We start from the raw sequence: 25,152 nt of genomic DNA on the forward strand, positions 1-25,152 counted from the left end.
CGACTCCGACCGGGGCCGGGGCTGGCGTGGGGTCCACCGACCTCACGTCCGCCCCGGCCCCGGTCGGTGTCACCCGAGTCATCGACGTCGACGAGGTCGGCGGCCGTGTGGAGCGCACGGTGCTGCCCGGCGGCCTGCGCGTGCTCACCGAGACGATGCCCGGCGTCCTCTCGGCCACCCTCGGCATCTGGGTGGGCGTGGGCTCGCGGGACGAGGGCGACCGGGTCGCCGGCGCCTCGCACTTCCTCGAGCACCTCCTGTTCAAGGGCACCCGCAGCCGCGGTGCGCTGGAGATCGCGACGGCCATGGACGCCGTCGGCGGTGAGATGAACGCCTTCACCGCCAAGGAGCACACCTGCTACTACGCCAACGTGCTCGCCAGCGACCTCCCGCTGGCGGTCACGCTGCTCGGGGACCTGGTGACCGAGGCGCTCAACACCGCCGAGGACCTGGAGTCCGAGCGGACGGTGGTGCTCGAGGAGATCGCCATGCGCGACGACGAGCCCTCCGACCTGGTGCACGACCTGTTCGCCGAGACCCTCTTCGGTGGCACGCCGCTCGGGCGCTCGGTGCTCGGCACCGTGGAGTCCATCGAGGGGCTCACCCGCGACGACGTCGACGGCTGGTACCGCTCCCGCTACGCCGTCCCCTCGATGGTGGTCACCGCCGCCGGGCGGGTGGACCACCAGCAGGTGGTCGACCTGGTGACGGCGGTCTTCGGCGAGCGGCTCTCCGGCCCCGTGTCCCCGGCTCCGCTGCGCCGCGGGGCGGACCTCGACCTCGACGGCCCCGCCTCCCCGACCGGGCTGGTCCACCGGAAGACCGAGCAGACCCACCTGCTGCTCGGCAGCCTGGGCCTGAGCCGCTTCGACGAGCGGCGCTACGCCGCCGCGGTCCTGGAGACGGCGGTCGGCGGCGGGATGAGCTCGCGGCTGTTCCAGGAGATCCGGGAGAAGCGCGGGCTGGTCTACAGCGTGGGGTCCGCGTTGACCTCCTACGCGGGTACCGGCGCCTTCTCCGTGTACGCCGGCTGCGCCAAGAAGCGGGTGCCCGAGGTGTTGCGCCTCGTCCGCGAGGAGCTGGCCAGGGTGGCCGCCGAGGGGCTGACGCCGGAGGAGGTGGCCCGCGGCCGGGGACAGCTGCGCGGCGGGACGGTGCTCGGCCTCGAGGACACCGGTTCGCGGATGAGCCGGCTGGGCAAGAGCGAGCTGTCGCACGGGGAGTACGTGCCGGTGCGCGAGGTGCTCGACCGGATCGCCGCCGTGGACGAGGACCAGGTGCGCGCGGTCGCCGCCGACCTGCTGGGCCGGGAGACCTGCCTGGCCGTCGTCGGCCCCTACCGCGCGTCCGACCTCGACCGGCTCTGACCCATCCCGGACCACCGGACCCACGGAGACCGATGACCCTCCCGCGTACGCACCCGGCGCTCCGCGTGCACGGCGCCCTGTCCCGCGGGGCGTTCGCGGTGACGGTGCTCGTCTCGCTCGCCGTGCTGTTCGCGCCGGCCTCCGACGTGCCCGTCGCGCCTCCCGGCGTGGACAAGGTCGTGCACCTGGTGCTGTTCGCCGCCCTCGCCGTCGCCGGGCGGTGGGCCGGCACGCGACCGGGGCCGCTGGCGGTGCTGCTGCTCGCCTACGGCGCGGTCAGCGAGGTGGTGCAGGCCCTCTCGGCGCTGCAGCGCTCGGGCTCGGTCCTCGACTGGCTGGCCGACGTCGCCGGGGTGGGCCTCGGCCTCCTGCTGTGGGCGGTGGGGGAGCGTCGCTCCACCCGGGCCGTCTTGCGTCGGGACGAGCCGCCCGGAAGCCTGGCCCGGTGACCACGAGCGCCCCCGGACCCGACCAGCAGACGACCGTCGGCGAGCCGCCCCGCATCTCCGTCGGCGTGCTCGGAGCACGGGGTCGGATGGGCACCGAGGTGGTCCGGGCGGTCAACGCCGCCGAGGACCTGGAGCTCGTCGCGATGGTCGACGAGGGCGACTGGCTGTTCAACGTGGCCGACGCCGGCGCGCAGGTGGTCGTGGACTTCACCCGCCCGGACGTCGTCATGGACAACATCCGCTTCTGCATCGACCAGAACATCTCGTGCGTCGTGGGGACGACGGGCTTCGACGAGCAGCGGCTGGCCACGGTCGCGGAGTGGCTCGAGCCCAAGCCCGAGCTGGGCGTCGTCATCGCGCCCAACTTCGGCATCGGCGCGGTGTTGCTCATGCGCTTCGCCCAGGAGGCCGCGCGCTTCTTCCCCTCCACCGAGATCGTGGAGCTGCACCACCCGCACAAGGTGGACGCACCCTCCGGCACCGCCGTCCGCACCGCCCGGCTGGTGGCCGCCGCCCGCCGGGCCGCCGGGCTGTCGCCGTCGCCGGACGCCACGACCGACTCGCTGCCCGGCGCCCGGGGTGCCGACGTCGAGGGGATCGCCGTGCACGCCGTCCGGCTGACCGGTCTCGTCGCGCACCAGGAGGTCCTCATGGGGTCGGCAGGGGAGACGCTGACCCTGCGGCACGACTCCTACGACCGTGCGTCCTTCATGCCCGGCGTGCTCCTCGCCGTGCGGGAGATCGGGCGCCGGCCCGGGCTCACCGTGGGCATCGAGTCCCTCCTGGGGCTCTGACCGCCCTCTCGGGGGTGTGACCCAGACCCCGCGTGCACGACCCCTGGGAGTCGTGTATGGTTCTCTTCGCGCCGGACGGAGCCCGCGAGGGCCACGGAGGAGCACCCCAGCGGTGCAGGACTCCGGGAGACGGCGTAAGGTAGGACAAGCAGCCACCGAGGAAGCCCGAGAGGGTCGAATGGGTGTGCGTCCGCTCCTTGAGAACTCAACAGCGTGCCGAAAGTCAGTGCCAAGTTTTACCCCGTCCCGGGGCCCTGTGGGTTTCGGGTGGGTTCCTTTGGTTGATTGATCGAGATCTGTCAGGTCTCGGTTCTCGGCCTGGTTTCAAGCATCTACGGAGAGTTTGATCCTGGCTCAGGACGAACGCTGGCGGCGTGCTTAACACATGCAAGTCGAACGGTGAACCTCTTCGGAGGGGATCAGTGGCGAACGGGTGAGTAACACGTGGGCAACCTGCCCCCGGCTCTGGGATAACTCCAAGAAATTGGGGCTAATACCGGATGGTCACCGCGCACCGCATGGTGGGTGGTGGAAAGGGTTTCCGGCTGGGGATGGGCCCGCGGCCTATCAGCTTGTTGGTGGGGTAGTGGCCTACCAAGGCGACGACGGGTAGCCGGCCTGAGAGGGTGACCGGCCACACTGGGACTGAGACACGGCCCAGACTCCTACGGGAGGCAGCAGTGGGGAATATTGCGCAATGGGCGGAAGCCTGACGCAGCGACGCCGCGTGGGGGATGACGGCCTTCGGGTTGTAAACCTCTTTCAGCAGGGACGAAGCGCAAGTGACGGTACCTGCAGAAGAAGCACCGGCCAACTACGTGCCAGCAGCCGCGGTAATACGTAGGGTGCAAGCGTTGTCCGGAATTATTGGGCGTAAAGAGCTCGTAGGCGGTTCGTCGCGTCGGCTGTGAAAACCCGGAGCTCAACTCCGGGCCTGCAGTCGATACGGGCGGACTTGAGTTCGGCAGGGGAGACTGGAATTCCTGGTGTAGCGGTGAAATGCGCAGATATCAGGAGGAACACCGGTGGCGAAGGCGGGTCTCTGGGCCGATACTGACGCTGAGGAGCGAAAGCGTGGGGAGCGAACAGGATTAGATACCCTGGTAGTCCACGCCGTAAACGTTGGGCGCTAGGTGTGGGGGCCATTCCACGGTCTCCGTGCCGCAGCTAACGCATTAAGCGCCCCGCCTGGGGAGTACGGCCGCAAGGCTAAAACTCAAAGGAATTGACGGGGGCCCGCACAAGCGGCGGAGCATGTTGCTTAATTCGATGCAACGCGAAGAACCTTACCTAGGCTTGACATGCACGGAAATCTCGCAGAGATGCGGGGTGCCTTTGGCGTCGTGCACAGGTGGTGCATGGTTGTCGTCAGCTCGTGTCGTGAGATGTTGGGTTAAGTCCCGCAACGAGCGCAACCCTCGTTCCATGTTGCCAGCACGTGATGGTGGGGACTCATGGGAGACTGCCGGGGTCAACTCGGAGGAAGGTGGGGATGACGTCAAATCATCATGCCCCTTATGTCTAGGGCTGCAAACATGCTACAATGGCCGGTACAAAGGGCTGCGATACCGTGAGGTGGAGCGAATCCCAAAAAGCCGGTCTCAGTTCGGATTGGGGTCTGCAACTCGACCCCATGAAGTTGGAGTCGCTAGTAATCGCAGATCAGCAACGCTGCGGTGAATACGTTCCCGGGCCTTGTACACACCGCCCGTCACGTCACGAAAGTCGGTAACGCCCGAAGCCGGTGGCCCAACCCCTCGTGGGAGGGAGCCGTCGAAGGCGGGATCGGCGATTGGGACGAAGTCGTAACAAGGTAGCCGTACCGGAAGGTGCGGCTGGATCACCTCCTTTCTAAGGAGCACTGGCCGCCACACCGTGTGTGGTGGTCCAGAGCTGTGCTCGGGCCGTGATGGTCGCCCACTTCCGGGTGGCCACAGTGTGTTCGTGACAGTGCTCGAGGGTGGAACGCTGACCAGTTCGGCCGCCGGTCTGGTTGCCGGCTCGTAGTACGGCCTCGGTTCTTCTTCGGAAGGGCGGGGTGGGGAAGTGAGCCGGTGGGGATGGGTGGTCGTAGGCACGCTGTTGGGTCCTGAGGGAGCGGGCCCTGTCATCGCCGCCGGCGTCGCCGGTGGGGGGTGGTGGGTCTGGTTCGCCTCGTCCGGGGCTTTCCTGATCTCACATCGTCGTGCGCGCGGAGTGTTCCGTGTGGTCGCGGGCTGGTGGGGTGGTGCGGGAAGGTGACTGGTTGGTCGTTGAGAACTGCACAGTGGACGCGAGCATCTTTTATCTCTGTTTTTTGCAGGGTTGCTTGTAGGAATTGTTGTGTGGCCAAGATGTTGAGGGCACACGGTGGATGCCTGGGCACCAGGAGCCGATGAAGGACGTGGGAGGCTGCGATAAGCCTCGGGGAGCTGCCAACCGAGCGTTGATCCGAGGGTGTCCGAATGGGGAAACCCCGCACCAGTCATGTGGTGTGACCCGCGCCTGAACACATAGGGCGTGTGGAGGGAACGTGGGGAAGTGAAACATCTCAGTACCCACAGGAAGAGAAAACAACCGTGATTCCGTGAGTAGTGGCGAGCGAAAGCGGATGAGGCTAAACCGTTTCCATGTGATACCCGGCAGGGGTTGTGGAAGCGGGGTCGTGGGACCGTGCGTGCTGTTTCTGCCGGAGCAGCGGGGAGTCAGAAAAGACCGTGGTTAGTGGAAGGCCTCTGGAAGGGGTCGCCGGAGAGGGTGAGAGCCCCGTACACGAAAACCTGGTCTCTCCTTGTTCACGTGTTCCCAAGTAGCACCGAGCCCGTGGAATTCGGTGTGAATCTGGCGGGACCACCCGCTAAGCCTGAATACTTCCTGGTGACCGATAGCGGACGAGTACCGTGAGGGAAAGGTGAAAAGTACCCCGGGAGGGGAGTGAAATAGTTCCTGAAACCGTGTGCCTACAAGCCGTCAGAGCCGTGAATCGCGCCTCGTGCGCGGCGGTGATGGCGTGCCTTTTGAAGAATGAGCCTGCGAGTTAGCGGTACGTGGCGAGGTTAACCCGTGGGGGGTAGCCGTAGCGAGAGCGAGTCCGAACAGGGCGTGGTAGTCGCGTGCTCTAGACCCGAAGCCGGGTGATCTACCCATGGCCAGGTTGAAGCGCGGGTAAGACCGCGTGGAGGACCGAACCCACCAGGGTTGAAAACCTGGGGGATGAGCTGTGGGTAGGGGTGAAAGGCCAATCAAACCCGGTGATAGCTGGTTCTCCCCGAAATGCATTTAGGTGCAGCGTCGCGTGTTTCTTGCCGGAGGTAGAGCACTGGATGGCCGATGGGCCCCACAAGGTTACTGACGTCAACCAAACTCCGAATGCCGGTAAGTGAGAGCGCGGCAGTGAGACTGCGGGCGATAAGGTTCGTAGTCGAGAGGGAAACAGCCCAGATCATCGGCTAAGGCCCCTAAGCGTGTGCTAAGTGGAAAAGGATGTGGGATCGCAGAGACAACCAGGAGGTTGGCTTAGAAGCAGCCACCCTTGAAAGAGTGCGTAATAGCTCACTGGTCAAGTGGTTCCGCGCCGACAATGTAGCGGGGCTCAAGCACACCGCCGAAGCCGTGGCACTCACACATGTAGCCCGCCGGTTCTCCACTCGTGGAGGCCGGCCAGGTGTGTGGGTGGGTAGGGGAGCGTCGTGTGGCGGGTGAAGCGGCGGAGGAATCCAGCCGTGGACGCCACGCGAGTGAGAATGCAGGCATGAGTAGCGAGAGGGGAGTGAGAAACTCCCCCGCCGGAAGACCAAGGGTTCCTGGGCCAGGCTAATCCGCCCAGGGTGAGTCGGGACCTAAGGCGAGGCCGACAGGCGTAGTCGATGGACAACGGGTTGATATTCCCGTACCCGCGAAGGAACGCCCATGCTGAACCCAGCGATGCTGACCCACCGAAACCGCTCGTCGCCCTTCGGGGTGTCGGGTGGGAGTAGCTGGGGACCCGAACTGGTAGTAGGCAAGCGATGGGGTGACGCAGGAAGGTAGTCGGGCCGGTGAGTGGTAGTACCGGTGCAAGGGTGTGGCCCGTGGCGTAGGCAAATCCGCGCCGCATGCAGGGTGAGGCCTGACGCATAGCCGAATGAGGCGAATCCGATGATCCTATGCTGCCGAGAAAAGCCTCTAGCGAGTTCCGAGCGGCCCGTACCCCAAACCAACTCAGGTGGTCAGGTAGAGAATACCAAGGCGATCGAGCGAACTGTGGTTAAGGAACTCGGCAAAATGCCCCCGTAACTTCGGGAGAAGGGGGACCCTCGCCCGTGAACCGCCTCGCGCGGGGCAGCGGAGGGGGGTCGCAGAGACCAGTGAGAAGCGACTGTTTACTAAAAACACAGGTCCGTGCGAAGTCGTAAGACGATGTATACGGACTGACGCCTGCCCGGTGCTGGAACGTTAAGGGGACGGGTTAGTGCACCTCGTGTGCGCGAAGCTCAGAACTCAAGCGCCAGTAAACGGCGGTGGTAACTATAACCATCCTAAGGTAGCGAAATTCCTTGTCGGGTAAGTTCCGACCTGCACGAATGGCGTAACGACTTCTCAGCTGTCTCAACCACAGGCTCGGCGAAATTGCACTACGAGTAAAGATGCTCGTTACGCGCGGCAGGACGGAAAGACCCCGGGACCTTCACTACAGCTTGATATTGGTGTTCGGTTCGGCTTGTGTAGGATAGGTGGGAGACTGGGAAGCCGGCACGCCAGTGTCGGTGGAGTCGCCGTTGAAATACCACTCTGGTCGAATTGGATGTCTAACCTCGGTCCGTGATCCGGATCAGGAACAGTGTCAGGTGGGTAGTTTAACTGGGGCGGTTGCCTCCCAAAATGTAACGGAGGCGCCCAAAGGTTCCCTCAGCCTGGTTGGCAATCAGGTGTCGAGTGCAAGTGCACAAGGGAGCTTGACTGTGAGACTGACGGGTCGAGCAGGAGCGAAAGCTGGGACTAGTGACCCGGCACCGGCATGTGGAAGCGGTGTCGCTCAACGGATAAAAGGTACCCCGGGGATAACAGGCTGATCTTCCCCAAGAGTCCATATCGACGGGATGGTTTGGCACCTCGATGTCGGCTCGTCGCATCCTGGGGCTGGAGTAGGTCCCAAGGGTTGGGCTGTTCGCCCATTAAAGCGGTACGCGAGCTGGGTTTAGAACGTCGTGAGACAGTTCGGTCCCTATCCGCCGTGCGCGTAAGAGACTTGAGAAGAGCTGTCCCTAGTACGAGAGGACCGGGACGGACGAACCTCTGGTGTGCCAGTTGTACCGCCAGGTGCACTGCTGGTTGGCTACGTTCGGCAGGGATAACCGCTGAAAGCATCTAAGCGGGAAGCTCGCTTCGAGATGAGGTCTCTCACCGGGTCAACCGGGTAAGGCCCCCGCCCAGACCAGCGGGTTGATAGGCCGGAAGTGGAAGCACCGTGAGGTGTGGAGCTGACCGGTACTAACAGGCCGAGGGCTTGACCACACACCCCACCTCTTGGTGGGGGGCCTGTCGAGCAAGAAGAGGTGTTCTCGCGTCCACTGTGCGGTTCTGAACGCACCAACCCGTATCGACTCGATGTCGATCGACTCGATGTCGATTCCGGGGTTGTCGTGTTCACAGTGTTACGGCGGTCATGGCGAGAGGGAAACGCCCGGTCCCATTCCGAACCCGGAAGCTAAGCCTCTCAGCGCCGATGGTACTGCCCTGGAGACGGGGTGGGAGAGTAGGACGCCGCCGGACAACCATTCCCAGAAGGGCCTCCACCACCGGTGGGGGCCCTTCTGCGTTCCCCGTCTCCGGGACACGGACGGCGGGTCAGCGTCGGCGGACCTCCTTGGCCGTCGCGCCCACGTTGTCGGCGAGCCAGGCGTTGAGCGCGGACAGGTCCCGCCAGGCGGTCCGGACGCGGTCGAGGGCCTCGGCGCCGTGCAGCCAGTCGGCGGGGTCGAACAGTCGGCCGGCGTGCAACGAGCGGTGACGCAACAGGTCGGCACGTCCGTCGTCGACGGCGTGACCCCTGGGGACGCGGGTGAGGCGGTCGCCGTCGATGCTCCACCCCGCTGCGGCGAGGCGGTCCACCTCGGTGCGCAGCCGGGGGCCCTGGACGTCGTCGGCCACCGCGCGCCGGAAGCGTTCCACCTGGTCGGACTCCAGCCGCCAGGCGCCGCCGGCGACGCGCAGGCCCTCGGCGGAGATCTCGACGTACCAGGCCCCGGCGCCGCGTCCCTCCTGCTGGGCGACCGCGCCCTGGTGGGTCTTGTAAGGCGTCTTGTCGTTGCTGAAGCGGACGTCCCGGTAGGGGCGGAACAGCTTGGGCGGACCGAACTCCGCGGCCAGCTCGTCGACGAGCGCCTGCATCGGCGCCCGGACACATGTGTCGTAGACGCCGCGGTGGCGGGTCCAGTAGGTCTTGGAGTTGTCAGCCTCGAGGCCCTCGTAGAAGACGAGGCCCTCGTCGGGGAAGCCCAGGAACGTCATCCCTCTCCTCCCAGCAGCGTGTGCCAGCGGACCTCGCGCAGGAGCGCGCCGTCGGCGTCGAGGGTCCGTGCCCAGCCGTCCCGGGCCCAGCCGGCCGACTCGAGGAAACGGGCGGTGACCCGGTCACCCTCGGCCACCCAGGCACTCAACCGCGCCGTCCCGTTGCCGGCCGCCAGGTCGGCCACCGCGGCGAGCAGCCGGCTGCCGTGGCCGCGCCGCCCCCACCGGGGCTCGACCAGCAGCACGGCGAGCTCCGTCGTGGGCCCGGCGGGATCGGCCTGCTCGTCCGGTGCGAGCTCCGGCGGCCCGTAGGCGGCGAAACCGACGACGCGGCCACCGTCCAGGGCCACCAGCACGCCGTGCGCCGGCGTCGGCGGGCCGGTGACGGCCGCCGACCACGCCGCCTCGGCCTCGGTGGCGTCCCAGGCATCGAGCGCTGAGGCGGGGAGGACGTCGCGGTAGGCGATCCGCCACGTCTCTCCCTGCACGCGGGCGATCTCGGGGGCGTCGCCCGCGACCGCGGGACGCACCGACACCTCGGCGGTGCCGGTCAGGCGCGGGAACGCGGGGCCGGGGTCCACGCGGGGCAGCCTAGGTCGGCGGGGAGGGCAGGCGGACCGTCGGCGGTGCACGGCAGGATCGGGACCGTGCCCGCACCCGTCGCCGACCGGCTCCCCGCTGCCCTCGCGCGGCGCATCGCCCTGGCCGCGCAGGGCTTCGCCGACCCGCGGCCGACCGGCGTCGTCGACAGCCGGCAGCTGCGGCGGATGACCGACCGGCTCGCCGTCGTCCAGATCGACTCCGTCAACGTGCTCTCCCGCTCGCACTACCTGCCGGCGTTCAGCCGGCTCGGCGCCTACCGGCGGGCCGTCCTCGACGACTTCACCGCCCGCCGGCACGAGCTGTTCGAGTTCTGGGCGCACGAGGCGTCGTTCCTGCCCGTCCGGCTGCACCCGTACCTGCGGTGGCGCATGGCCGCCGCCGAGGAGCAGGCGTGGGGGTCGATGGTGCGCATCCAGCGGGAGCGGCCCGGCTACGTGGCCGAGGTGCTCGACCGCGTGCGCGAGGCCGGTCCGGTCCGGGCCAGCGAGCTCGGTGAGGCCCGTCCCGACCGGCCCGGGTCGATGTGGAACTGGCACGCCGGCAAGGTCGCGCTCGAGTGGCTCTTCTACACCGGCGTGCTCACCGCCCGGGCACGGACGACGTCGTTCGAGCGGGTCTACGACCTCACCGAACGGGTCCTGCCCGCCGCCGTCCTGCGCACGCCGACGCCCGATCCCGACGACGCCGTCCGCGAGCTCGTCCGCACCGCCGCGCGGGCGCTCGGGGTGGCCACCGAGCGCGACCTGCGCGACTACTTCCGGCTGCGGCCCGCCCAGGCCCGCCAGGCCGTCGAGGAGCTGGCCGACGCCGGCGAGCTGCTCCCCGTCGAGGTGGCCGGGTGGGGCGCACCGGCCTGGCTGGACCCGGCCGCACGCCGGCCGCGGTGGATCCGCGCCCGCGCGCTGCTGTCGCCCTTCGACTCGCTGGTGTGGGAGCGGCCGCGGGTCGAGCGCATCTTCGGCTTCCGCTACCGGCTGGAGATCTACACGCCCGCCGCACAGCGGGTGCACGGCTACTACGTGCTGCCCTTCCTGCTCGGCGACCGCCTGGTGGCCCGGGTCGACCTCAAGGCCGACCGGCAGGCCGGCGTCCTCCGCGTCCAGGCCGCGCACGCCGAGGACGGCGTCGACCGCGCCGAGGTCTGCGCCGCGCTGGCCGACGAGTTGCGCCTGATGGCCGGCTGGCTGGAGCTCGACGAGGTGGCCGTCGCCGAGCGGGGGGACCTCGCGGCCGACCTCACCCGCTCGCTGCCCGCCCCGCGCGCCGTCGTCGCCTAGGCTGGCCCGCCGTGGGGAGCACCGGAACGGTCGACACGCAGTACGAGGACCTCCTGCGGCGGATCCTGGAGACGGGGACGCCGAAGTCCGACCGCACGGGCACCGGCACCGTGAGCACCTTCGGCGAGCGCCTGCGCTACGACCTGTCGGCGTCGTTCCCGCTGGTGACGACGAAGAAGGTGCACTTCCGCTCGGTCGCCGTCGAACTGCTGTGGTTCCTCCGCGGCGACGGCAACGTCCGCTGGCTGCAGGAGCGCGGCGTCAGCATCTGGGACGAGTGGGCCGACGCGAACGGCGACCTCGGGCCGGTCTACGGCGTCCAGTGGCGCTCCTGGCCGGCGCCCGACGGGGGGACCATCGACCAGCTCCAGGGCGTCCTCGACACGCTGCGCACCGACCCCGACTCCCGGCGCATGGTGGTGTCGGCGTGGAACGTCGCCGCGCTGCCGGAGATGGCGCTGGCTCCCTGCCACGCGCTGTTCCAGTTCGCCGTCCACGACGGCCGGCTGTCCTGCCAGCTCTACCAGCGCAGCGCCGACATGTTCCTCGGCGTCCCGTTCAACATCGCCGGCTACGCGCTGCTCACCCGGATGGTCGCCGCCCAGGTGGGCCTGCAGCCGGGGGAGTTCATCTGGGTCGGCGGGGACTGCCACGTCTACAGCAACCACGTGGCGCAGGTCCGCGAGCAGCTCACCCGCGAGGTCCGGCCGTTCCCGGCGCTGGAGATCGCGCCGGCGCCGTCGCTGTTCGACCACGCCTTCGAGGACTTCACGCTGCACGGCTACGACCCGCACCCGGCCATCCGGGCCGCCGTCGCGGTGTGACGGTGCGCAGCACCCGGCGCCGGTGTGACGCTGCGCAGGACCCGGCGCCGATGGGCACGGCCCTCGTCTGGGCGCAGGCGCACGACCGCGTGATCGGCGCCGGCGGCACCCTGCCGTGGCACCTCCCCGAGGACCTGCGGCTGTTCAGGCAGCTCACCGGCGGCGGGACCGTGGTCATGGGGCGGCGCACCTGGGAGTCCCTGCCGCAGCGCAACCGGCCCCTGCCCGGGCGCGTCAACGTCGTCCTCACCACCGACCCGGCCTGGTCGGCCGACGGCGCGCAGCGGGCCGGCTCGGTCGACGACGTCCTCGCCGCGCACCCCGACTGCTGGGTGATCGGGGGCGCGGCCGTGTACGCCGCGTTCCTCCCGCACGCCGGCCGGCTGGTCGTCACCGACGTCGACCTGGCCGTCGACGGCGACACCCGCGCGCCCGTCCTCGACGCCGGGTGGCGGCGGGTCACCCGCACCCCGGACCACGGCTGGGCCACCTCGGCCACCGGCCTGCGCTACGCCGTCTCGGATTACCGGCGGGAGCGCGCTGCCGGGCCGGGGGCGCGCGCGGACGGTCGGTAGATTCGACCGCATGACCACCGACCCCGCCCGGCCCTTCGGGCGCGTGCTGACGGCGATGGTGACCCCGTTCGCCGAGGACGGCTCGATCGACCTCGCGGGGGCCCAGGAGCTGGCCGCGCACCTGGTGGACCGGCAGGCCCACGACGGCCTCGTCGTGCTCGGCACGACCGGTGAGGCGCCGACGCTCGGCGACGGCGAGCAGTCCGCGGTCCTCGAGGCGGTCCTCGACGCGGTGGGCGACCGTGCGGTCGTCGTCGCCGGGGTCGGCACGAACGACACCGCGCACACCATCGACAACGCCCGCCGGGCCGAGCGGCTCGGCGCGCACGGGCTGCTGGTCGTGACGCCGTACTACAACAAGCCGCCCCAGGCCGGGCTGCTGCGCCACTTCACCTCGGTCGCCGACTCCACCGACCTGCCGGTCATGCTCTACGACATCCCGCCGCGCTCGGTCGTGCCGATCGAGGTCGAGACGCTGGTCCGCGCCGCCGAGCACCCGCGCATCGTGGCGGTGAAGGACGCCAAGGGCGACTTCGGTGCGCTGGCCTGGACGCTGGCCCGCACCGACCTCGCCTACTACTGCGGCGAGGACATGATCAACCTGCCGATGCTGGCGTCCGGAGCCGTCGGCGTGGTGAGCGTGGTGGGCCACCTGGTCGGCCCCCGGCTGGCCGAGCTCATCGCCGCCGTCGAGTCCGGCGACCTCGCCAAGGCGCGCGAGGTCAACGAGAGCCTGCTGCCGGTCTACACCGGCATCTTCCGCACCCAGGGCGTCATCCTGGCGAAGGCGGCGCTGCGCGAGATGGGGCTGCCGGCAGGCCCCGTGCGCCCACCGCTGGTCGACGCCACGCCCGAGCAGATCGCGCAGCTGCGCACCGACCTCGCCGACGGAGGCATCTCCCTGTGAGCCCTGCGAGTCCCGTGAGCCCGACCCCGTGACCGTCAGCACCGCCGGCACCGCCGGCCAGCCGCACCTGGACCTCAAGACGCCCCCGCCGCTGCCCGCCGGCGGCCTGCGGGTGATGGCCCTGGGCGGCCTCGGTGAGATCGGCCGCAACATGGCCGTCCTCGAGTTCGACGGCAAGCTGCTGGTCATCGACTGCGGCGTGCTCTTCCCCGAGGCCGAGCAGCCCGGCGTCGACCTGATCCTCCCCGACTTCGGGGTCATCGAGCACCGCCTCGACGACGTCGCCGCCGTCGTCCTCACCCACGGGCACGAGGACCACATCGGCGCGATCCCCTACCTGCTGCGGCTGCGCGGGGACATCCCGCTGGTCGGGTCGCGGTTCACCCTGGCGCTGGTGGCGGCCAAGCTGCGCGAGCACCGGCTGGTCCCGACGCTGGTCGAGGTGGCCGCCGGCGACGACCACGTCGCCGGGCCGTTCCACTGCGAGTTCATCTCGGTGAACCACTCGATCCCCGACGCGCTCGCCGTCGCCGTCCACACGCCCGCGGGCGTGCTGGTGCACACCGGCGACTTCAAGATGGACCAGCTCCCGCTCGACGGCGTCCTCACCGACCTGGGCGCCTTCGCCCGGCTCGGCCTCGAGGGCATCGACCTGCTGCTGGCCGACTCCACCAACGCCGAGGTCCCCGGCTTCGTCGTCCCCGAGCGCAACATCGGGCCGGTGCTGGAGGACGTCTTCCGCCGCGCCACCCAGCGCCTGATCGTCTCCAGCTTCGCCAGCCACGTGCACCGCATCCAGCAGGTGCTCGACGCCGCCGAGACACACGGCCGCAAGGTCGCCCTCGTCGGCCGCTCGATGGTGCGCAACATGGGCGTCGCCCAGGACCTCGGCCTGCTGCGGGTGGCGCCGGGGCTGATGGTCAAGCTCGACGAGGCCACGGCGATGCCGCCGGAGCAGGTGGTGCTGATCAGCACCGGCTCGCAGGGGGAGCCGCTGTCCGCGCTCGGGCGCATGGCCCGCGGCGAGCACCACCAGGTCACCATCGAGGCCGGCGACACGATCGTGCTGGCGTCCTCGCTCGTGCCCGGCAACGAGACCGCCGTCTACAAGGTCATCAACGGGCTGGCGCGGCTGGGTGCCACCGTGGTGCACAAGGAGACGGCGATGGTGCACGTCTCCGGGCACGCGCCGGCCGGTGAGCTGCGCACCCTGCTCAACGTGGCCAAGCCCCGCTACCTCATGCCCGTGCACGGCGAGTGGCGGCACCTGCGCGCACACGCCGCGCTGGCCGAGCAGACCGGCATGGCCGCCGACCGGGTGCTGCTCGCCGAGGACGGCGTGGTCGTGGACCTCGTCGACGGCAAGGCCACGATCACCGGGTCGGTGCCGGTGGGCAACGTCTACGTCGACGGGCTCAACGTCGGCGACGTCGGCGAGGAGTCGCTGCAGGAGCGGCGGATCCTCGGCGACGAGGGGTTCGTGGCGCTCACCGTGGTGATCGAGCCCTCGACCGGCACGATCGTGCGCCCGGTGCACCTGTCCACCCGCGGCTTCTCCGACGACCCGGCCGCCTTCGACGAGGTGCTGCACCTGGTCGAGGACAACCTCAAGCGCGACCTCGCCGACGGGCAGCGCGACGCCCACCGGCTGTCGCAGTCGATCCGCCGGACCGTCGGCAAGTGGGTGTCCGACACCCATCGCCGCCGCCCGATGATCATCCCGACCGTCCTGGAGGTCTGAACGCGGCGGGCGCCACCGCCGTACCCCCTCCTGCGCGGCACCCGACTGGCGGGTGCCGCCTCCCGAGGGGACTCCCATGCGACCCACGACCCTGCGCGCCGGCACCGCGGCCGGCGCGTCGGCCTTCGCCCTGCTCCTGCTCGCCGCGACCCCGGCCGCGGCCGGCGGACCGGGCGGCTCCGGCACTGCCACCCGAGGCGGCGGGACCGCCGTCACCGGCACGGCGGACTCCGGCGCCGGCTCGCTGCGCGCCGCCGTCCAGGCGGCCAACGCCGCCGGCTCGGGCACCGTCGTGCTGTCCGACCGCCTGTACCGGCTGGCCCTGGCCGGCACCGACGACACCGCGGCGGCCGGGGACCTCGACGTCACCGGCCGCCTGCTGGTCGAGGGCCGGGGCGCCACCATCGACGCGGCAGGCCTGGACCGGGTGTTCGACGTCCGGCCGGGCGGCTCGCTGACCCTGCGGGACGTCACCGTCACCGGCGGCCGGGCCGCCGGCACCCCGGGCGCCACCGGCGGGGCCTCCGGCGGCGGCGTCCTCAACGCGGGCACGCTGGTCGTCGAGCGCAGCACGATCACCGCCAACAGCGCTCCGCGCGCCGGTGGGGGCATCGAGGCGATCGCGGGCTCGACGACGACCGTCACGCGCTCCACGCTGTCGCACAACAGCACCGGCCCCACGCCCGGCAACGGCGGCGGCCTGCACCTCACCGGCACCGGCACGGTGCACGTCGAGCGCAGCACGGTCACCGGCAACACCGCGGCCTCCGAGGGCGGCGGCCTCTGGAACTCGGCCACCGGCACCATGACGGTCAGCCGCAGCACCATCAGCGGCAACACCGCCGCCGGCGCCGCGGCCGACAACGGCGGCGGCGGCCTGTTCACCGACGGCGGCTCGCTCACCGTCGACCGCAGCGAGGTCCGCGGCAACTCCGCCACCGGCGCGGCGGGATCCGGCGGCGGCCTGTTCACCAACGCGGGCTCCCTCACCGTCACCCGCACCGTCGTCGACCGCAACGACGCCCGGCGGGCCGGCGGCGGCATCGAGGCACTCGGCGGGACGACGACGCTCGACCGCACCGCGCTCACCGGCAACACCACCGGCGCGGCACCGGGCAACGGCGGCGGCCTGCACCTCACCGGCGCGGGCACCGTCCGCATCGACCGCGGCACGGTCACCGGCAACCGTGCGGCCACCGAGGGCGGCGGGCTGTGGAACTCCGAGCCCGGGACGATGACCGTCACCCGCACCCGGATCAGCGGCAACAGCGCCCCGGTCGGCCCAGACGTGTTCCAGGACGGCGCCGGCACCGGCTCCACCGTCGACGGGCAGCGGGTCCCCGGCGAGGCCTGACCTGCACAGCACCTGATCCGCACAGCACCTGATCCGCACAGCACCTGATCCGCACCGCACAGGGGGGCGCCGGCCACGGGGAGGCGCCCCCCTGTCGTGCGCTCAGAAGTCCGACCGGGCCACCACGTCGCCGTCGTCGTCGACGACCTCGAAGCCGACGGCGTCGGCCCGCAGCACCGCGGAGCTGAGGTTGCACCGCAGCTCCGCGCCGCCGATGCCGAGGAACTCCCCGGCCGGCACCTCGCGGCCGTCGTCGTCGGTGACCGCCACCCGGTACACCTCGCCGTCGGCGAAGCCGCTGCCGGTGAGCCGGACCTCCACGCCCCAGGTGTGCGGGACGAGGTCCGCGCGCGCCTCGACGCCGGGATCGAGCGCCTGTACCGCCACGGGCTCCAGCGGCGGGGGATCGGGCACCGGCCGGGCCAGCCAGCCGACCGCCGCGCCGGCGGCGGCCACGCCGACGACCGCGGCGGCGGCGAGGACCGGGCGGAGGGGCCGGCGGCGGGGAGGGGGTGGCGCGGTGCCGGGGCGCGCCGCCCCGCTCCTCCGCGGCGATCCGGGCGAGCACCGCGGCTCCCAGGCCCGGGGGCGGGGTGGGTGTCTCGTCGAGCACGTCGGGGTCGACCGCGGACAGGCGCGCGGCCAGCGGGGCCAGCTCGGCCAGCTCGGCGCGGCAGGCGGGGCAGCCGTCCAGGTGCGCCTGCAGCCGGTCCCGGTCGGCGGTCTCCAGGTGGCCCAGCGCGAACGCACCGAGCAGCTCGCGCAGCTCCCGGTGGTCCCCGTCGGCGCGGCTCACGGCTCCACCCCCATCTCGTCGAGGGCCAGGCGCAGTGCCTTGAGCCCGTAGAACACCCGGCTGCGCAGCGTCCCGACCGGGACGCCGAGCTCGGCGGCCACCTCGCCGTAGGGGCGACCGCGCAGGTGCGTCTGCACGATCGCCGTGCGGTGCTCGGCGCTGATCCGCCGCAGCGCCTCCTCGACCACCCAGGCGTCCACCAGCCGGTCGTCGGCGGCCGCCTCGGCCGGCGTCGCCGGCTCGTCGGTCAGCTCGCGCTGCCACGGCCGGACGGCGAACCGGCGCGCCTCGTCGACGACGACGTTGCGCGCGATGGCGAACAGCCAGGTGCGCAGGCTGGCCAGCTGCGGATCGTAGGAGCCCGAGGCGCGCCAGGCCCGCAGGAACACCTCCTGGACGACGTCCTGCGCCGCCCCGCCGTCGCCGAGCTGGCGCAGCGCGAAGCGGTAGAGCTCCGCGCCGTGCGCGGCGTAGGCCGCCCGCACGTCCAGCGGCGCCGGTCCCGGTGACCGCCGTCCCATCCGCACCTCCGAGCCGGGGTCCCCGTCCGGGAGGACGTACGGCCGCGGGGCCGCCGCGGTTCACCCTGTCAGCGCACGACCTCGATCGGGGCGATCCCCTCCTCGGCCGGGAGGTCGAAGCCCCACACCTGCGCGTAGAAGGACAGCTCGCCGTCGAGGGCGGCCCGGATGTTCTCCGCGCGCCGGAAGCCGTGCTGCTCGCCCTCGAACAGCAGGTAGGCGTGCGGGACGCCCCGCTCCCGCAGCGCCGCCACCAAGACCTCCGCCTGCTCCGGCGGGACGACGCGGTCCTCGGCGCCCTGGAACACCGCCAGCGGGGTGTCGAGGGCGGAGACGCGGGTGATGGGGGAGCGCTGCGCGTAGACCTCGGCCCCGGCGGGCCACGGCGCCACCAGCCCGTCGAGGTAGCGGGACTCGAACTTGTGCGTGTCCGCGGCCAGCGCGCCGAGGTCGGCCACACCGAAGTGGCTGGCGCCGGCGGTGAAGACGCCGGGCCGCAGGGTGAGCGCGGCCAGCGTCGTGTAGCCGCCGGCCGAGCCACCCCGGATCGCCATGCGCGCGGGGTCCACCCGGCCGGCGTCGGCCAGGTACCGGGCGCAGGCGACCACGTCGTCGAGGTCGACGACGCCCCAGCGGCCCTGCAGCGCGTCGCGGTACCGGCGGCCGTGGCCGGTGGAGCCGCGGTAGTCGACGTGCGCGACGCAGAAGCCGCGCGAGGTGAAGTACTGGATCTCCAGGTCGAGCCCGCGGGCGTGGGCCGAGGTCGGGCCGCCGTGCACCATGACGACCAGCGGCGGCCGGTCGCCCTCGGGGGCGGAGACCTCCGGGTTGGTGGGTGGGTAGACGACGGCGTGCGCCTCGGCGATGCCGGTGCCGCGCTCCTCGGTCGGGAAGGTCACGTCCTCGGGCACGGAGAACCAGGCCGGGTCGAGCCCGAGGTCGCGCGCGGGTCGCAGGACGTGGGCCCGGCCGGTGAGGTCCGCGCGCAGGACCACCGGCTCGCGCGCGGGGCTCCCGGCCGCGCACACGACACCGTCGCCGGCCGCGGTCAGGTACCGGAGGGCCGTCCAGCCGGGCAGCCGCACCTCCGACGTCGACCCGTCCGGTCCGAGCACGACCAGCCGGTCACCGCCGTCGCCGCCTGCGGCGGCCACCACCCGGCCGCCGGGCAGCAGCGCAAAGCGCCGGGCGCCGAAGACCCACTGCGGGCCGGCGATCTCGGTGCCGGTGTCGAGCACCAGCTCGGCCTCCCCGCCGGGGCGCCACCGCCACAGCGCCCACACGTCGGTGCGGTCGCAGCAGAACCACAGGGCGCCGTCGGCGTCCCAGGTCGGCTGCACCGCGGACTCGCCCGCGCCGCCGGCCACGACCGTGTCGGTGCCGTCGGCGGCGCGGACCACCAGCTGCGCGGCGTCCCACGGCATGGCCGGGTGGTCCCACTGCAGCCACGCCAGCTCCCCGCCGGGCCCGGGCCGCGGGTCGGAGACGAAGTCCGGGCCGCTCACCAGCACCTCGGCGGTGCCGTCGGGAGCCAGCCGCACGACCTCGTTGACGACGTCGGCCGCGGCACCGGAGGCGGCGTGCGTCTCCCGGACGGCGAGCAGCGACCCGTCCGCGGTGGGGGTGAGGTCGGCGTACCGGACGCCTGCCGGCAGCTCCGGCTCCGGGGTGACGGCGACCGGGCCGTCGTCGCCGGGGGACAGCCGGTACAGCCGCTGGTCGTCGAAGTGCGTGAACCACAGCGTGCCGCCGGCGACCGCCCACGCCGCCCCGCCGTACTCGTGCACGCGGGTGCGGGCGTTCCACGGCGGCGGGAGGACGTCGGTGACCGTGCCGTCGGCCGACCGCCGCACCAGCGCCGACCGGCCGCCCTCACCGGGCCGTGACTCCGACCACCAGACGTCCGGGTGGCCGGGGGAGCCGGCATCGACGGCGACCTCGCCCAGCCGGGCGGCGGCGCGGACGACGAGTGCGGAGGTGACGGGGGTCGGCCAGCTGCCGTACGGGACGGGGGAGGAGGGCGGCATGCAGGGACCGTAGGCCGGGGACACGACGCCGCGCCTGCCTGGGAGGACGCTGCGTGACGGCTACCGTCGACGCATGCCTGCCCGCACCACGCCCTCGCGCCGGCCGGCCGGCTCGGCCCCCAAGGGCCGGTCCGGGTCGACGGCGGCCGGCAAGCGGCCGGCCCCGCGCACCCCCGCCCGCAACGGCAACCGCAAGGCCCCGCCCGCAAGCCGGCCCCGAAGCAGGGCGCGGGCGCTGCCGCCGGTGCCTGGCGGGCCGCCGCCGGCGCCTGGTCGCTGGTCGCCCGCGGCGCCGGGGGACTGGCCCGCTCGGTCGCCCGCCCGGAGGAGGCCGAGCCGCTCGCCCCGGAGCACCGCCGCGACGGTGCCGGCCTCGCCGTCCTCGGCCTCGCCGTCGTCCTCGGCGCCGCCGCGTGGTTCGACGGCATCGGCCCCGTGGGCGCCGGCCTGGCCGACGGGGTCCGCTGGGTGGTCGGCTCCCTGCTGGTCGTGCTGCCCGCGCTGCTGTTCCTCGTCGCCCTGCGCCTGCTGCGCCGCGCCCCGCGCCCCGAGGCCCGCGGCCGGCTGGCCATCGGCTGGGTGTGCGCCACCCTCGCTGCGCTCGGCATCGCCTCGGTCGTCGGCACGCCCGCCGACCCCATGGACGGCAGGCCCGGCTCGGGCGGCCTCGTCGGCTGGGCGGTCGGCACGCCGCTGACCGCGGGTCTCGGGGCCGTCGTCGCCGTCGTGCTGCTGTCTCTGCTCGCCGTCTTCGCCGTGCTCGTGCTGACCGCGACGCCGCTGCACCAGGTGCCCGAGCGGCTGCGGGGCCTCGTCGACCGGGTCACCGGCAACGACGGCGAGTGGGACGAGGACGGCTACGACTCGGACGGCTACGACGAGCACGACGAGCACGACGAGCCGGAGGAGGAGCCGGTCCGGCCGCGCCGGTCCAGGCGCGCGGCGCTGTCCGAGGCGCTGTCGGAGGACCAGCCGGACCTGACCGCCACCGGCCCGATCGACCACGTCCCGGCCGCCGACGTCCGCTCGGCCGTGCACGTCGAGCCCCCGGCGCCCCCGGCGCCCGCCCGCCGCGCGCCGGTCGTGGACCGCACGGCGCCGCCGGAGGACCTGGAGCCGGTCACCGAGCCCGAGCAGCTGCGCATCGAGCCGGTCGAGGGCGAGTACACGCTGCCGTCGGTGTCGCTGCTGCGGCCGGGAACGCCGCCGCGCAAGGAGTCGCAGGCCAACAACGCGGTGGTCGACGCCATCCGCGGGGTGCTGGAGCAGTTCTCCATCGACGCGGACGTCACGGGGTACACCCGCGGGCCGACGGTCACCCGCTACGAGGTCGAGCTCGGCAACGCGGTCAAGGTCGAGAAGATCACCGCGCTGACGCGCAACCTGGCCTACGCCGTCGCCAACGACAACATCCGCATCCTCGCGCCGATCCCGGGCAAGTCCGCGGTGGGCATAGAGGTGCCCAACGCCGACCGGGAGACGGTCAGCCTCGGTGACGTCATGCGCTCGCAGACGGCCAAGCAGGACCCGCACCCCATGGTGGTCGGGCTCGGCAAGGACATCGAGGGCGGCTTCGTCACCGCCAACCTGGCGAAGATGCCCCACCTGCTGGTCGCCGGCGCCACCGGCGCCGGCAAGTCCTCGTGCATCAACTCGCTGCTGACGTCTCTGCTGCTGCGGGCCGCGCCGGAGCAGCTGCGGATGATCCTGGTCGACCCGAAGATGGTCGAGCTCACGCCCTACGACGGCATCCCGCACCTCATCACGCCGATCATCACCGACCCGAAGAAGGCCGCCACCGCGCTGGCCTGGCTGGTCGAGGAGATGGAGCAGCGCTACCAGGACATGCGGGCGACCGGGGTGCGGCACATCGACGACTTCAACCGCAAGGTCGAGCGCGGCGAGATCACCGCCCCGCCCGGCAGCGAGCGGGTCTACCGCCCCTATCCCTACATCCTCGCGATCGTCGACGAGCTGGCCGACCTGATGATGGTGGCCCCGCGCGACGTCGAGGAGTCGATCGTCCGGATCACCCAGAAGGCCCGCGCCGCCGGCATCCACCTGGTCCTGGCGACCCAGCGGCCCTCGGTCGACGTGGTCACCGGCCTGATCAAGGCCAACGTGCCCTCGCGGCTGGCGTTCTCGACCTCCAGCCTCACTGACAGCCGGGTCATCCTCGACCAGCCCGGCGCGGAGAAGCTGATCGGCATGGGCGACGCCCTCTTCATGCCGATCGGCGCCGGCAAGCCGCAGCGGCTGCAGGGCGCCTACGTGTCCGACGCCGAGATCGAGGCCGTCGTCGAGTTCACCAAGCGGCAGGCCGAGCCGGAGTACCGCGAGGAGGTCTTCAGCGCCGCCGCGGCCGGCGAGAAGAAGGAGGTCGACGAGGACATCGGCGGTGACCTCGACCTGCTGTGCCAGGCGGTCGAGCTCGTCGTCACCAGCCAGTTCGGCTCGACGTCGATGCTGCAGCGCAAGCTGCGGGTCGGCTTCGCGAAGGCCGGGCGGCTCATGGACCTCATGGAGACCCGCGGCGTCGTGGGCCCGTCCGAGGGCTCCAAGGCCCGCGACGTGCTCGTCAAGCCCGACGAGCTGGAGTCGGTCCTGTTCACGCTGCGTGGCGGCACGCTGCCCGCCGGCGAGTAGCAGGACCCCGTCGCGGACGGCGCCTACGATGGACGGGTGACAGCCCCGCTCAGCCCTGCCCGGACGGTGGCGGTGGTGACCCTCGGCTGCGCGCGCAACGAGGTCGACTCCGAGGAACTGGCCGGCCGGCTGGCCGCCGACGGCTACCGGCTGGTCGAGGACCCCGAGGGCGCCGACGCCGTCCTGGTCAACACCTGCGGGTTCATCGAGTCGGCGAAGAAGGACTCGGTCGACGCCATCCTCGCGGCCACCGACAGCGGTGCCGAGGTCGTCGCCGTCGGGTGCATGGCCGAGCGGTACGGGTCCGAGCTGGCCGGCGCGCTGCCCGAGGCCACCGTCCTCGGCTTCGACGACTACGCCGCGATCGGCGACCGGCTCGACGACGTCCTCACCGGCCGGCCGCTGGTCCCGCACTCCCCGCGCGACCGCCGCACGCTCCTGCCGATCAGCCCGGTCGCCCGCACCGCCGCCGTGACCGCCGAGGAGGCGCCCGCCATCCCGGGCCACGGGTGGGTGCAGCGCCGCCGCCTGGCCTCGGGCCCGTCCGCCGCGCTCAAGCTCGCCTCCGGCTGCGACCGGCGCTGCGCCTTCTGCGCCATCCCCACCTTCCGCGGCTCGTTCGTCTCCCGGCCGCCGGCCGAGGTGCTCACCGAGGCGCGGTGGCTGGCCGGGCAGGGCGTCACCGAGCTGGTGCTGGTCAGCGAGAACTCCACCTCCTACGGCAAGGACCTCGGCGACCTGCGCTCGCTGGAGCGGCTGCTGCCGCAGCTGGCCGCCGTCGAGGGGATCGTCCGGGTGCGGGTGGCCTACCTGCAGCCGGCCGAGCTGCGCCCCGGCCTGCTCGAGGTCATCGCCGCCACCGAGGGCGTGGCGCCCTACTTCGACCTGTCCTTCCAGCACTCCTCGCCGGGGCTCCTGCGCCGGATGCGCCGCTTCGGCGGCACCGACGACTTCCTCGCGCTGATCGGGCGCGCGCGCTCGCTCGCGCCCACGGCGGGCTTCCGCACCAACGTCATCCTCGGCTTCCCGGGGGAGACCGAGGACGACGTCGCCGAGCTCGAGCGCTTCCTCACCGAGGGCCGCCTCGACGCCGTCGGGGTGTTCGGCTACTCCGACGAGGAGGGCACCGAGGCGGTGCGCATGCCGGGCAAGCTCGACCAGGCCGAGATCGACGCGCGGGTCCGCCGGATCACCGACCTGGTCGAGGAGCTCACCGCCCAGCGCGCCGAGGACCGCGTCGGCGACCGCGTGGAGGTGCTCCTCACCGAGGACCTCTCGGCGGAGCAGGGCCCGGGCGCCTGGGCCGGCCACGCCGCGCACCAGGACCCCGACGCCGACGGCACCACCACGGTCACCGGGGTGCCCGGCGACGCCCGGCCCGGGCAGCTGCTGGCGGCCGAGGTGGTCGGCACCGAGGGCATCGACCTGGTGGCGGCCGCCCTCGAGCCCGCCGCCCTCCCGGCCGGGCGGTGAGCGACCGGTGAGCGCCGTCGTGCCCGACCCGGCGGCGACCCCACCCCAGTCGGCCAAGCTGGTCAACCTGCCCAACGCCCTCACCGTGCTGCGGCTCGCGGTGGTGCCGGTGTTCGCCGTCCTGCTGCTGTCCGACGGCGGGATGGACGACGACCGCCGGATCTGGGCGACGGTGTTCTTCGGCCTGGCGATCATCACCGACCGCTACGACGGGCTCATCGCGCGGCGCACCGGCCAGGTGACGGAGTTCGGCAAGCTGGCCGACCCGATCGCGGACAAGGCGCTCACCGGCACCGCGCTGGTCGGCCTCTCGGTGCTCGCGCTGCTGCCCTGGTGGGTGACGCTGGCGATCATCGTCCGCGAGGTCGGCGTCACCCTGCTGCGGTTCTGGGTGATCCGGCACGGCGTCATCGCCGCCAGCCGCGGGGGCAAGGCCAAGACCGTGGTCCAGGCGCTGGCCATCGGCCTCTACATCCTGCCGCTGGGCGGGGTGCTGGCCAGTGCCCGGTGGTGGGTCATGGCCGCCGCGCTGGTCCTCACGCTCGTGACCGGCCTCGACTACGTCTACCGGGCCCTGACGCTGCGCCGCACCAGCGCCCGGGCCATGCGCGCCGCCGCGGCGCGCCGCGCCGCCGGCCCGGCCGGCTCCCGCACCGACACCGCGGCCTAGCGCCCGCAGGACCGCCCGCGCGACGGGAACGCCGAGGCCGGTGCGGGTGTTACGCCATGAGCGGACGCGGCCCTGCCGGCTCGGTGCCGGACAGGGGCGCCGCGTACCGTGGGCGCACGGCACCTGCGGGTGCCGCCGCTCTTCCCTCAGCCAGACAGGAGACGGCCATGACGCTGCTGCGCACCCAGCTCGGGGAGACCCTGCGCGGTCACCGGCTGCGGCAGCGGCGCACGCTGCGCGACGTCTCCGGTGCCGCCCGGGTCAGCCTGGGCTACCTCTCCGAGGTCGAGCGCGGGCAGAAGGAGGCCTCCTCCGAGCTGCTCGCCTCCATCTGTGACGCCCTCGACGTCGAGCTGGCCGACCTGCTCGCCGAGGTGAGCTCCGGCCTGCGCGGCCCCGACGGCCGCGTCCGCCAGCTCGCCGCCGCCGGCGGTGCCGCGGCCCCGGTCGAGGCGCCGTCCGCCGACGCCGCGTCCGCCGAGGAGACCGCCGTCCCGGCCGAGACGGCCACCCCCGTCGCCGAGCCGGCGCTCGCGCTGGTCGGCGCCACCACCCGCGCCGCCCACCGCGCGGGCAGCGCCGTCTCGCTGGCCGCCTAGTCCTCCTGCGGCGCCCTCCTGCGGCGTCCTCCCGGCGCCCGACGCGCCGCCGGGCGGCGGG

The 25,152-nt window shown here is 72.1% G+C and carries 18 protein-coding genes, 3 rRNA genes and 1 pseudogene; 16 read left to right on the forward strand and 6 right to left on the reverse strand.

Features of this window, described 5'->3' with window-relative positions; all coding sequences use genetic code 11:
- Positions 1 to 26 precede the first annotated feature (26 nt).
- From JD79_RS12230 to rrf, 6 genes are all read left to right on the forward strand, one after another.
- On the forward strand, positions 27 to 1,367 hold the full coding sequence (locus JD79_RS12230) for a M16 family metallopeptidase (protein ID WP_110007658.1): 1,341 nt from the start codon (positions 27 to 29) through the stop codon (positions 1,365 to 1,367).
- A gap of 32 nt (positions 1,368 to 1,399) precedes the next feature.
- Positions 1,400 to 1,816, forward strand: a complete 417-nt coding sequence (locus JD79_RS12235; RefSeq protein WP_245900050.1) for a VanZ family protein — start codon at positions 1,400 to 1,402, stop codon at positions 1,814 to 1,816.
- Entirely contained in the window at positions 1,813 to 2,610 is a 798-nt protein-coding gene (gene dapB / locus JD79_RS12240; protein ID WP_211307948.1) for a 4-hydroxy-tetrahydrodipicolinate reductase, read from the forward strand. The genes JD79_RS12235 and dapB overlap by 4 nt, the downstream gene beginning before the upstream one ends.
- A gap of 331 nt (positions 2,611 to 2,941) precedes the next feature.
- Positions 2,942 to 4,461: ribosomal RNA gene (locus tag JD79_RS12245) — 16S ribosomal RNA — on the forward strand.
- A gap of 475 nt (positions 4,462 to 4,936) precedes the next feature.
- Positions 4,937 to 8,082: ribosomal RNA gene (locus JD79_RS12250) — 23S ribosomal RNA — on the forward strand.
- A gap of 141 nt (positions 8,083 to 8,223) precedes the next feature.
- Positions 8,224 to 8,340: ribosomal RNA gene (gene rrf, locus JD79_RS12255) — 5S ribosomal RNA — on the forward strand.
- Together the 16S, 23S and 5S rRNA genes form the textbook arrangement of a ribosomal RNA operon.
- 75 nt (positions 8,341 to 8,415) lie before the next feature.
- Here the strand turns inward: rrf and JD79_RS12260 are convergent.
- Positions 8,416 to 9,078: a DUF2461 domain-containing protein gene (locus JD79_RS12260; RefSeq protein WP_110005736.1), complete on the reverse strand. Its 663-nt coding sequence runs from the start codon at positions 9,076 to 9,078 to the stop codon at positions 8,416 to 8,418.
- Positions 9,075 to 9,659: a GNAT family N-acetyltransferase gene (locus JD79_RS12265; protein ID WP_110005737.1), complete on the reverse strand. Its 585-nt coding sequence runs from the start codon at positions 9,657 to 9,659 to the stop codon at positions 9,075 to 9,077. The genes JD79_RS12260 and JD79_RS12265 overlap by 4 nt, the downstream gene beginning before the upstream one ends.
- A gap of 66 nt (positions 9,660 to 9,725) precedes the next feature.
- Here JD79_RS12265 and JD79_RS12270 point away from each other — a divergent pair, with 66 nt between their 5' ends.
- The 6 genes from JD79_RS12270 (at position 9,726) to JD79_RS12295 (ending at position 16,359) form a co-directional block, all read left to right on the forward strand.
- Complete coding sequence (locus JD79_RS12270) at positions 9,726 to 10,958, forward strand: winged helix-turn-helix domain-containing protein (protein ID WP_110007660.1); 1,233 nt, start codon at positions 9,726 to 9,728, stop codon at positions 10,956 to 10,958.
- Positions 10,959 to 10,969: 11 nt separating this feature from the next.
- The gene (locus tag JD79_RS12275) at positions 10,970 to 11,782 is read left to right on the forward strand and encodes a thymidylate synthase (protein ID WP_110005738.1); all 813 of its coding nucleotides are present in this window, start codon (positions 10,970 to 10,972) and stop codon (positions 11,780 to 11,782) included.
- A gap of 50 nt (positions 11,783 to 11,832) precedes the next feature.
- On the forward strand, positions 11,833 to 12,357 hold the full coding sequence (locus JD79_RS12280; protein WP_110005739.1) for a dihydrofolate reductase: 525 nt from the start codon (positions 11,833 to 11,835) through the stop codon (positions 12,355 to 12,357).
- A 10-nt stretch (positions 12,358 to 12,367) separates the two neighbouring features.
- Complete coding sequence (dapA, locus tag JD79_RS12285; RefSeq protein WP_110005740.1) at positions 12,368 to 13,264, forward strand: 4-hydroxy-tetrahydrodipicolinate synthase; 897 nt, start codon at positions 12,368 to 12,370, stop codon at positions 13,262 to 13,264.
- 28 nt (positions 13,265 to 13,292) lie between these two features.
- The gene (locus JD79_RS12290; RefSeq protein ID WP_110005741.1) at positions 13,293 to 15,005 is read left to right on the forward strand and encodes a ribonuclease J; all 1,713 of its coding nucleotides are present in this window, start codon (positions 13,293 to 13,295) and stop codon (positions 15,003 to 15,005) included.
- A 76-nt stretch (positions 15,006 to 15,081) separates the two neighbouring features.
- Positions 15,082 to 16,359: a right-handed parallel beta-helix repeat-containing protein gene (locus JD79_RS12295; protein WP_110005742.1), complete on the forward strand. Its 1,278-nt coding sequence runs from the start codon at positions 15,082 to 15,084 to the stop codon at positions 16,357 to 16,359.
- Between the two features lie 102 nt (positions 16,360 to 16,461).
- Here the strand turns inward: JD79_RS12295 and JD79_RS23770 are convergent, their stop codons facing one another.
- From JD79_RS23770 to JD79_RS12310, 4 genes and pseudogenes are all read right to left on the reverse strand, one after another.
- Positions 16,462 to 16,815, reverse strand: a complete 354-nt coding sequence (locus JD79_RS23770; protein ID WP_245900051.1) for a hypothetical protein — start codon at positions 16,813 to 16,815, stop codon at positions 16,462 to 16,464.
- Positions 16,816 to 17,077: 262 nt separating this feature from the next.
- A pseudogene (locus JD79_RS24530) lies at positions 17,078 to 17,155 on the reverse strand (hypothetical protein); the annotation flags it as partial.
- On the reverse strand, positions 17,152 to 17,676 hold the full coding sequence (locus JD79_RS12305; protein ID WP_110005744.1) for a sigma-70 family RNA polymerase sigma factor: 525 nt from the start codon (positions 17,674 to 17,676) through the stop codon (positions 17,152 to 17,154). The pseudogene JD79_RS24530 and the gene JD79_RS12305, both read right to left, overlap by 4 nt.
- 68 nt (positions 17,677 to 17,744) lie before the next feature.
- Entirely contained in the window at positions 17,745 to 19,703 is a 1,959-nt protein-coding gene (locus JD79_RS12310; RefSeq protein WP_110005745.1) for a S9 family peptidase, read from the reverse strand.
- Between the two features lie 435 nt (positions 19,704 to 20,138).
- Here JD79_RS12310 and JD79_RS12320 point away from each other — a divergent pair, with 435 nt between their 5' ends.
- The 4 genes from JD79_RS12320 to JD79_RS12335 all read left to right on the forward strand — a co-directional run bounded on the left by JD79_RS12320 (position 20,139) and on the right by JD79_RS12335 (position 25,091).
- Positions 20,139 to 22,349: a DNA translocase FtsK gene (locus JD79_RS12320; RefSeq protein ID WP_245900052.1), complete on the forward strand. Its 2,211-nt coding sequence runs from the start codon at positions 20,139 to 20,141 to the stop codon at positions 22,347 to 22,349.
- 36 nt (positions 22,350 to 22,385) lie between these two features.
- Positions 22,386 to 23,822: a MiaB/RimO family radical SAM methylthiotransferase gene (locus tag JD79_RS12325; protein WP_110005748.1), complete on the forward strand. Its 1,437-nt coding sequence runs from the start codon at positions 22,386 to 22,388 to the stop codon at positions 23,820 to 23,822.
- 7 nt (positions 23,823 to 23,829) lie between these two features.
- The gene (gene pgsA, locus JD79_RS12330; protein ID WP_110005749.1) at positions 23,830 to 24,492 is read left to right on the forward strand and encodes a CDP-diacylglycerol--glycerol-3-phosphate 3-phosphatidyltransferase; all 663 of its coding nucleotides are present in this window, start codon (positions 23,830 to 23,832) and stop codon (positions 24,490 to 24,492) included.
- Positions 24,493 to 24,659: 167 nt separating this feature from the next.
- Positions 24,660 to 25,091 carry a helix-turn-helix domain-containing protein gene (locus JD79_RS12335; RefSeq protein ID WP_110005750.1) on the forward strand — a complete coding sequence of 144 codons (432 nt, stop codon included), beginning with the start codon at positions 24,660 to 24,662 and terminating at the stop codon, positions 25,089 to 25,091.
- The last annotated feature ends 61 nt before the right edge of the window (positions 25,092 to 25,152 follow it).

This window comes from Geodermatophilus normandii, assembly GCF_003182485.1.
Taxonomy (GTDB): domain Bacteria; phylum Actinomycetota; class Actinomycetes; order Mycobacteriales; family Geodermatophilaceae; genus Geodermatophilus; species Geodermatophilus normandii.

Excerpts from the sequence above, each read along its gene's own strand:
- JD79_RS12235 (WP_245900050.1), top strand. The coding sequence starts at position 1,400 with ATGACCCTCCCGCGTACGCACCCGGCGCTCCGCGTGCACGGCGCCCTG.
- JD79_RS12260 (WP_110005736.1), bottom strand. The coding sequence starts at position 9,078 with ATGACGTTCCTGGGCTTCCCCGACGAGGGCCTCGTCTTCTACGAGGGC.
- JD79_RS12280 (WP_110005739.1), top strand. The coding sequence starts at position 11,833 with ATGGGCACGGCCCTCGTCTGGGCGCAGGCGCACGACCGCGTGATCGGC.
- dapA (WP_110005740.1), top strand. The coding sequence starts at position 12,368 with ATGACCACCGACCCCGCCCGGCCCTTCGGGCGCGTGCTGACGGCGATG.
- JD79_RS12295 (WP_110005742.1), top strand. The coding sequence starts at position 15,082 with ATGCGACCCACGACCCTGCGCGCCGGCACCGCGGCCGGCGCGTCGGCC.
- JD79_RS12305 (WP_110005744.1), bottom strand. The coding sequence starts at position 17,676 with ATGGGACGGCGGTCACCGGGACCGGCGCCGCTGGACGTGCGGGCGGCC.
- JD79_RS12310 (WP_110005745.1), bottom strand. The coding sequence starts at position 19,703 with ATGCCGCCCTCCTCCCCCGTCCCGTACGGCAGCTGGCCGACCCCCGTC.
- JD79_RS12335 (WP_110005750.1), top strand. The coding sequence starts at position 24,660 with ATGACGCTGCTGCGCACCCAGCTCGGGGAGACCCTGCGCGGTCACCGG.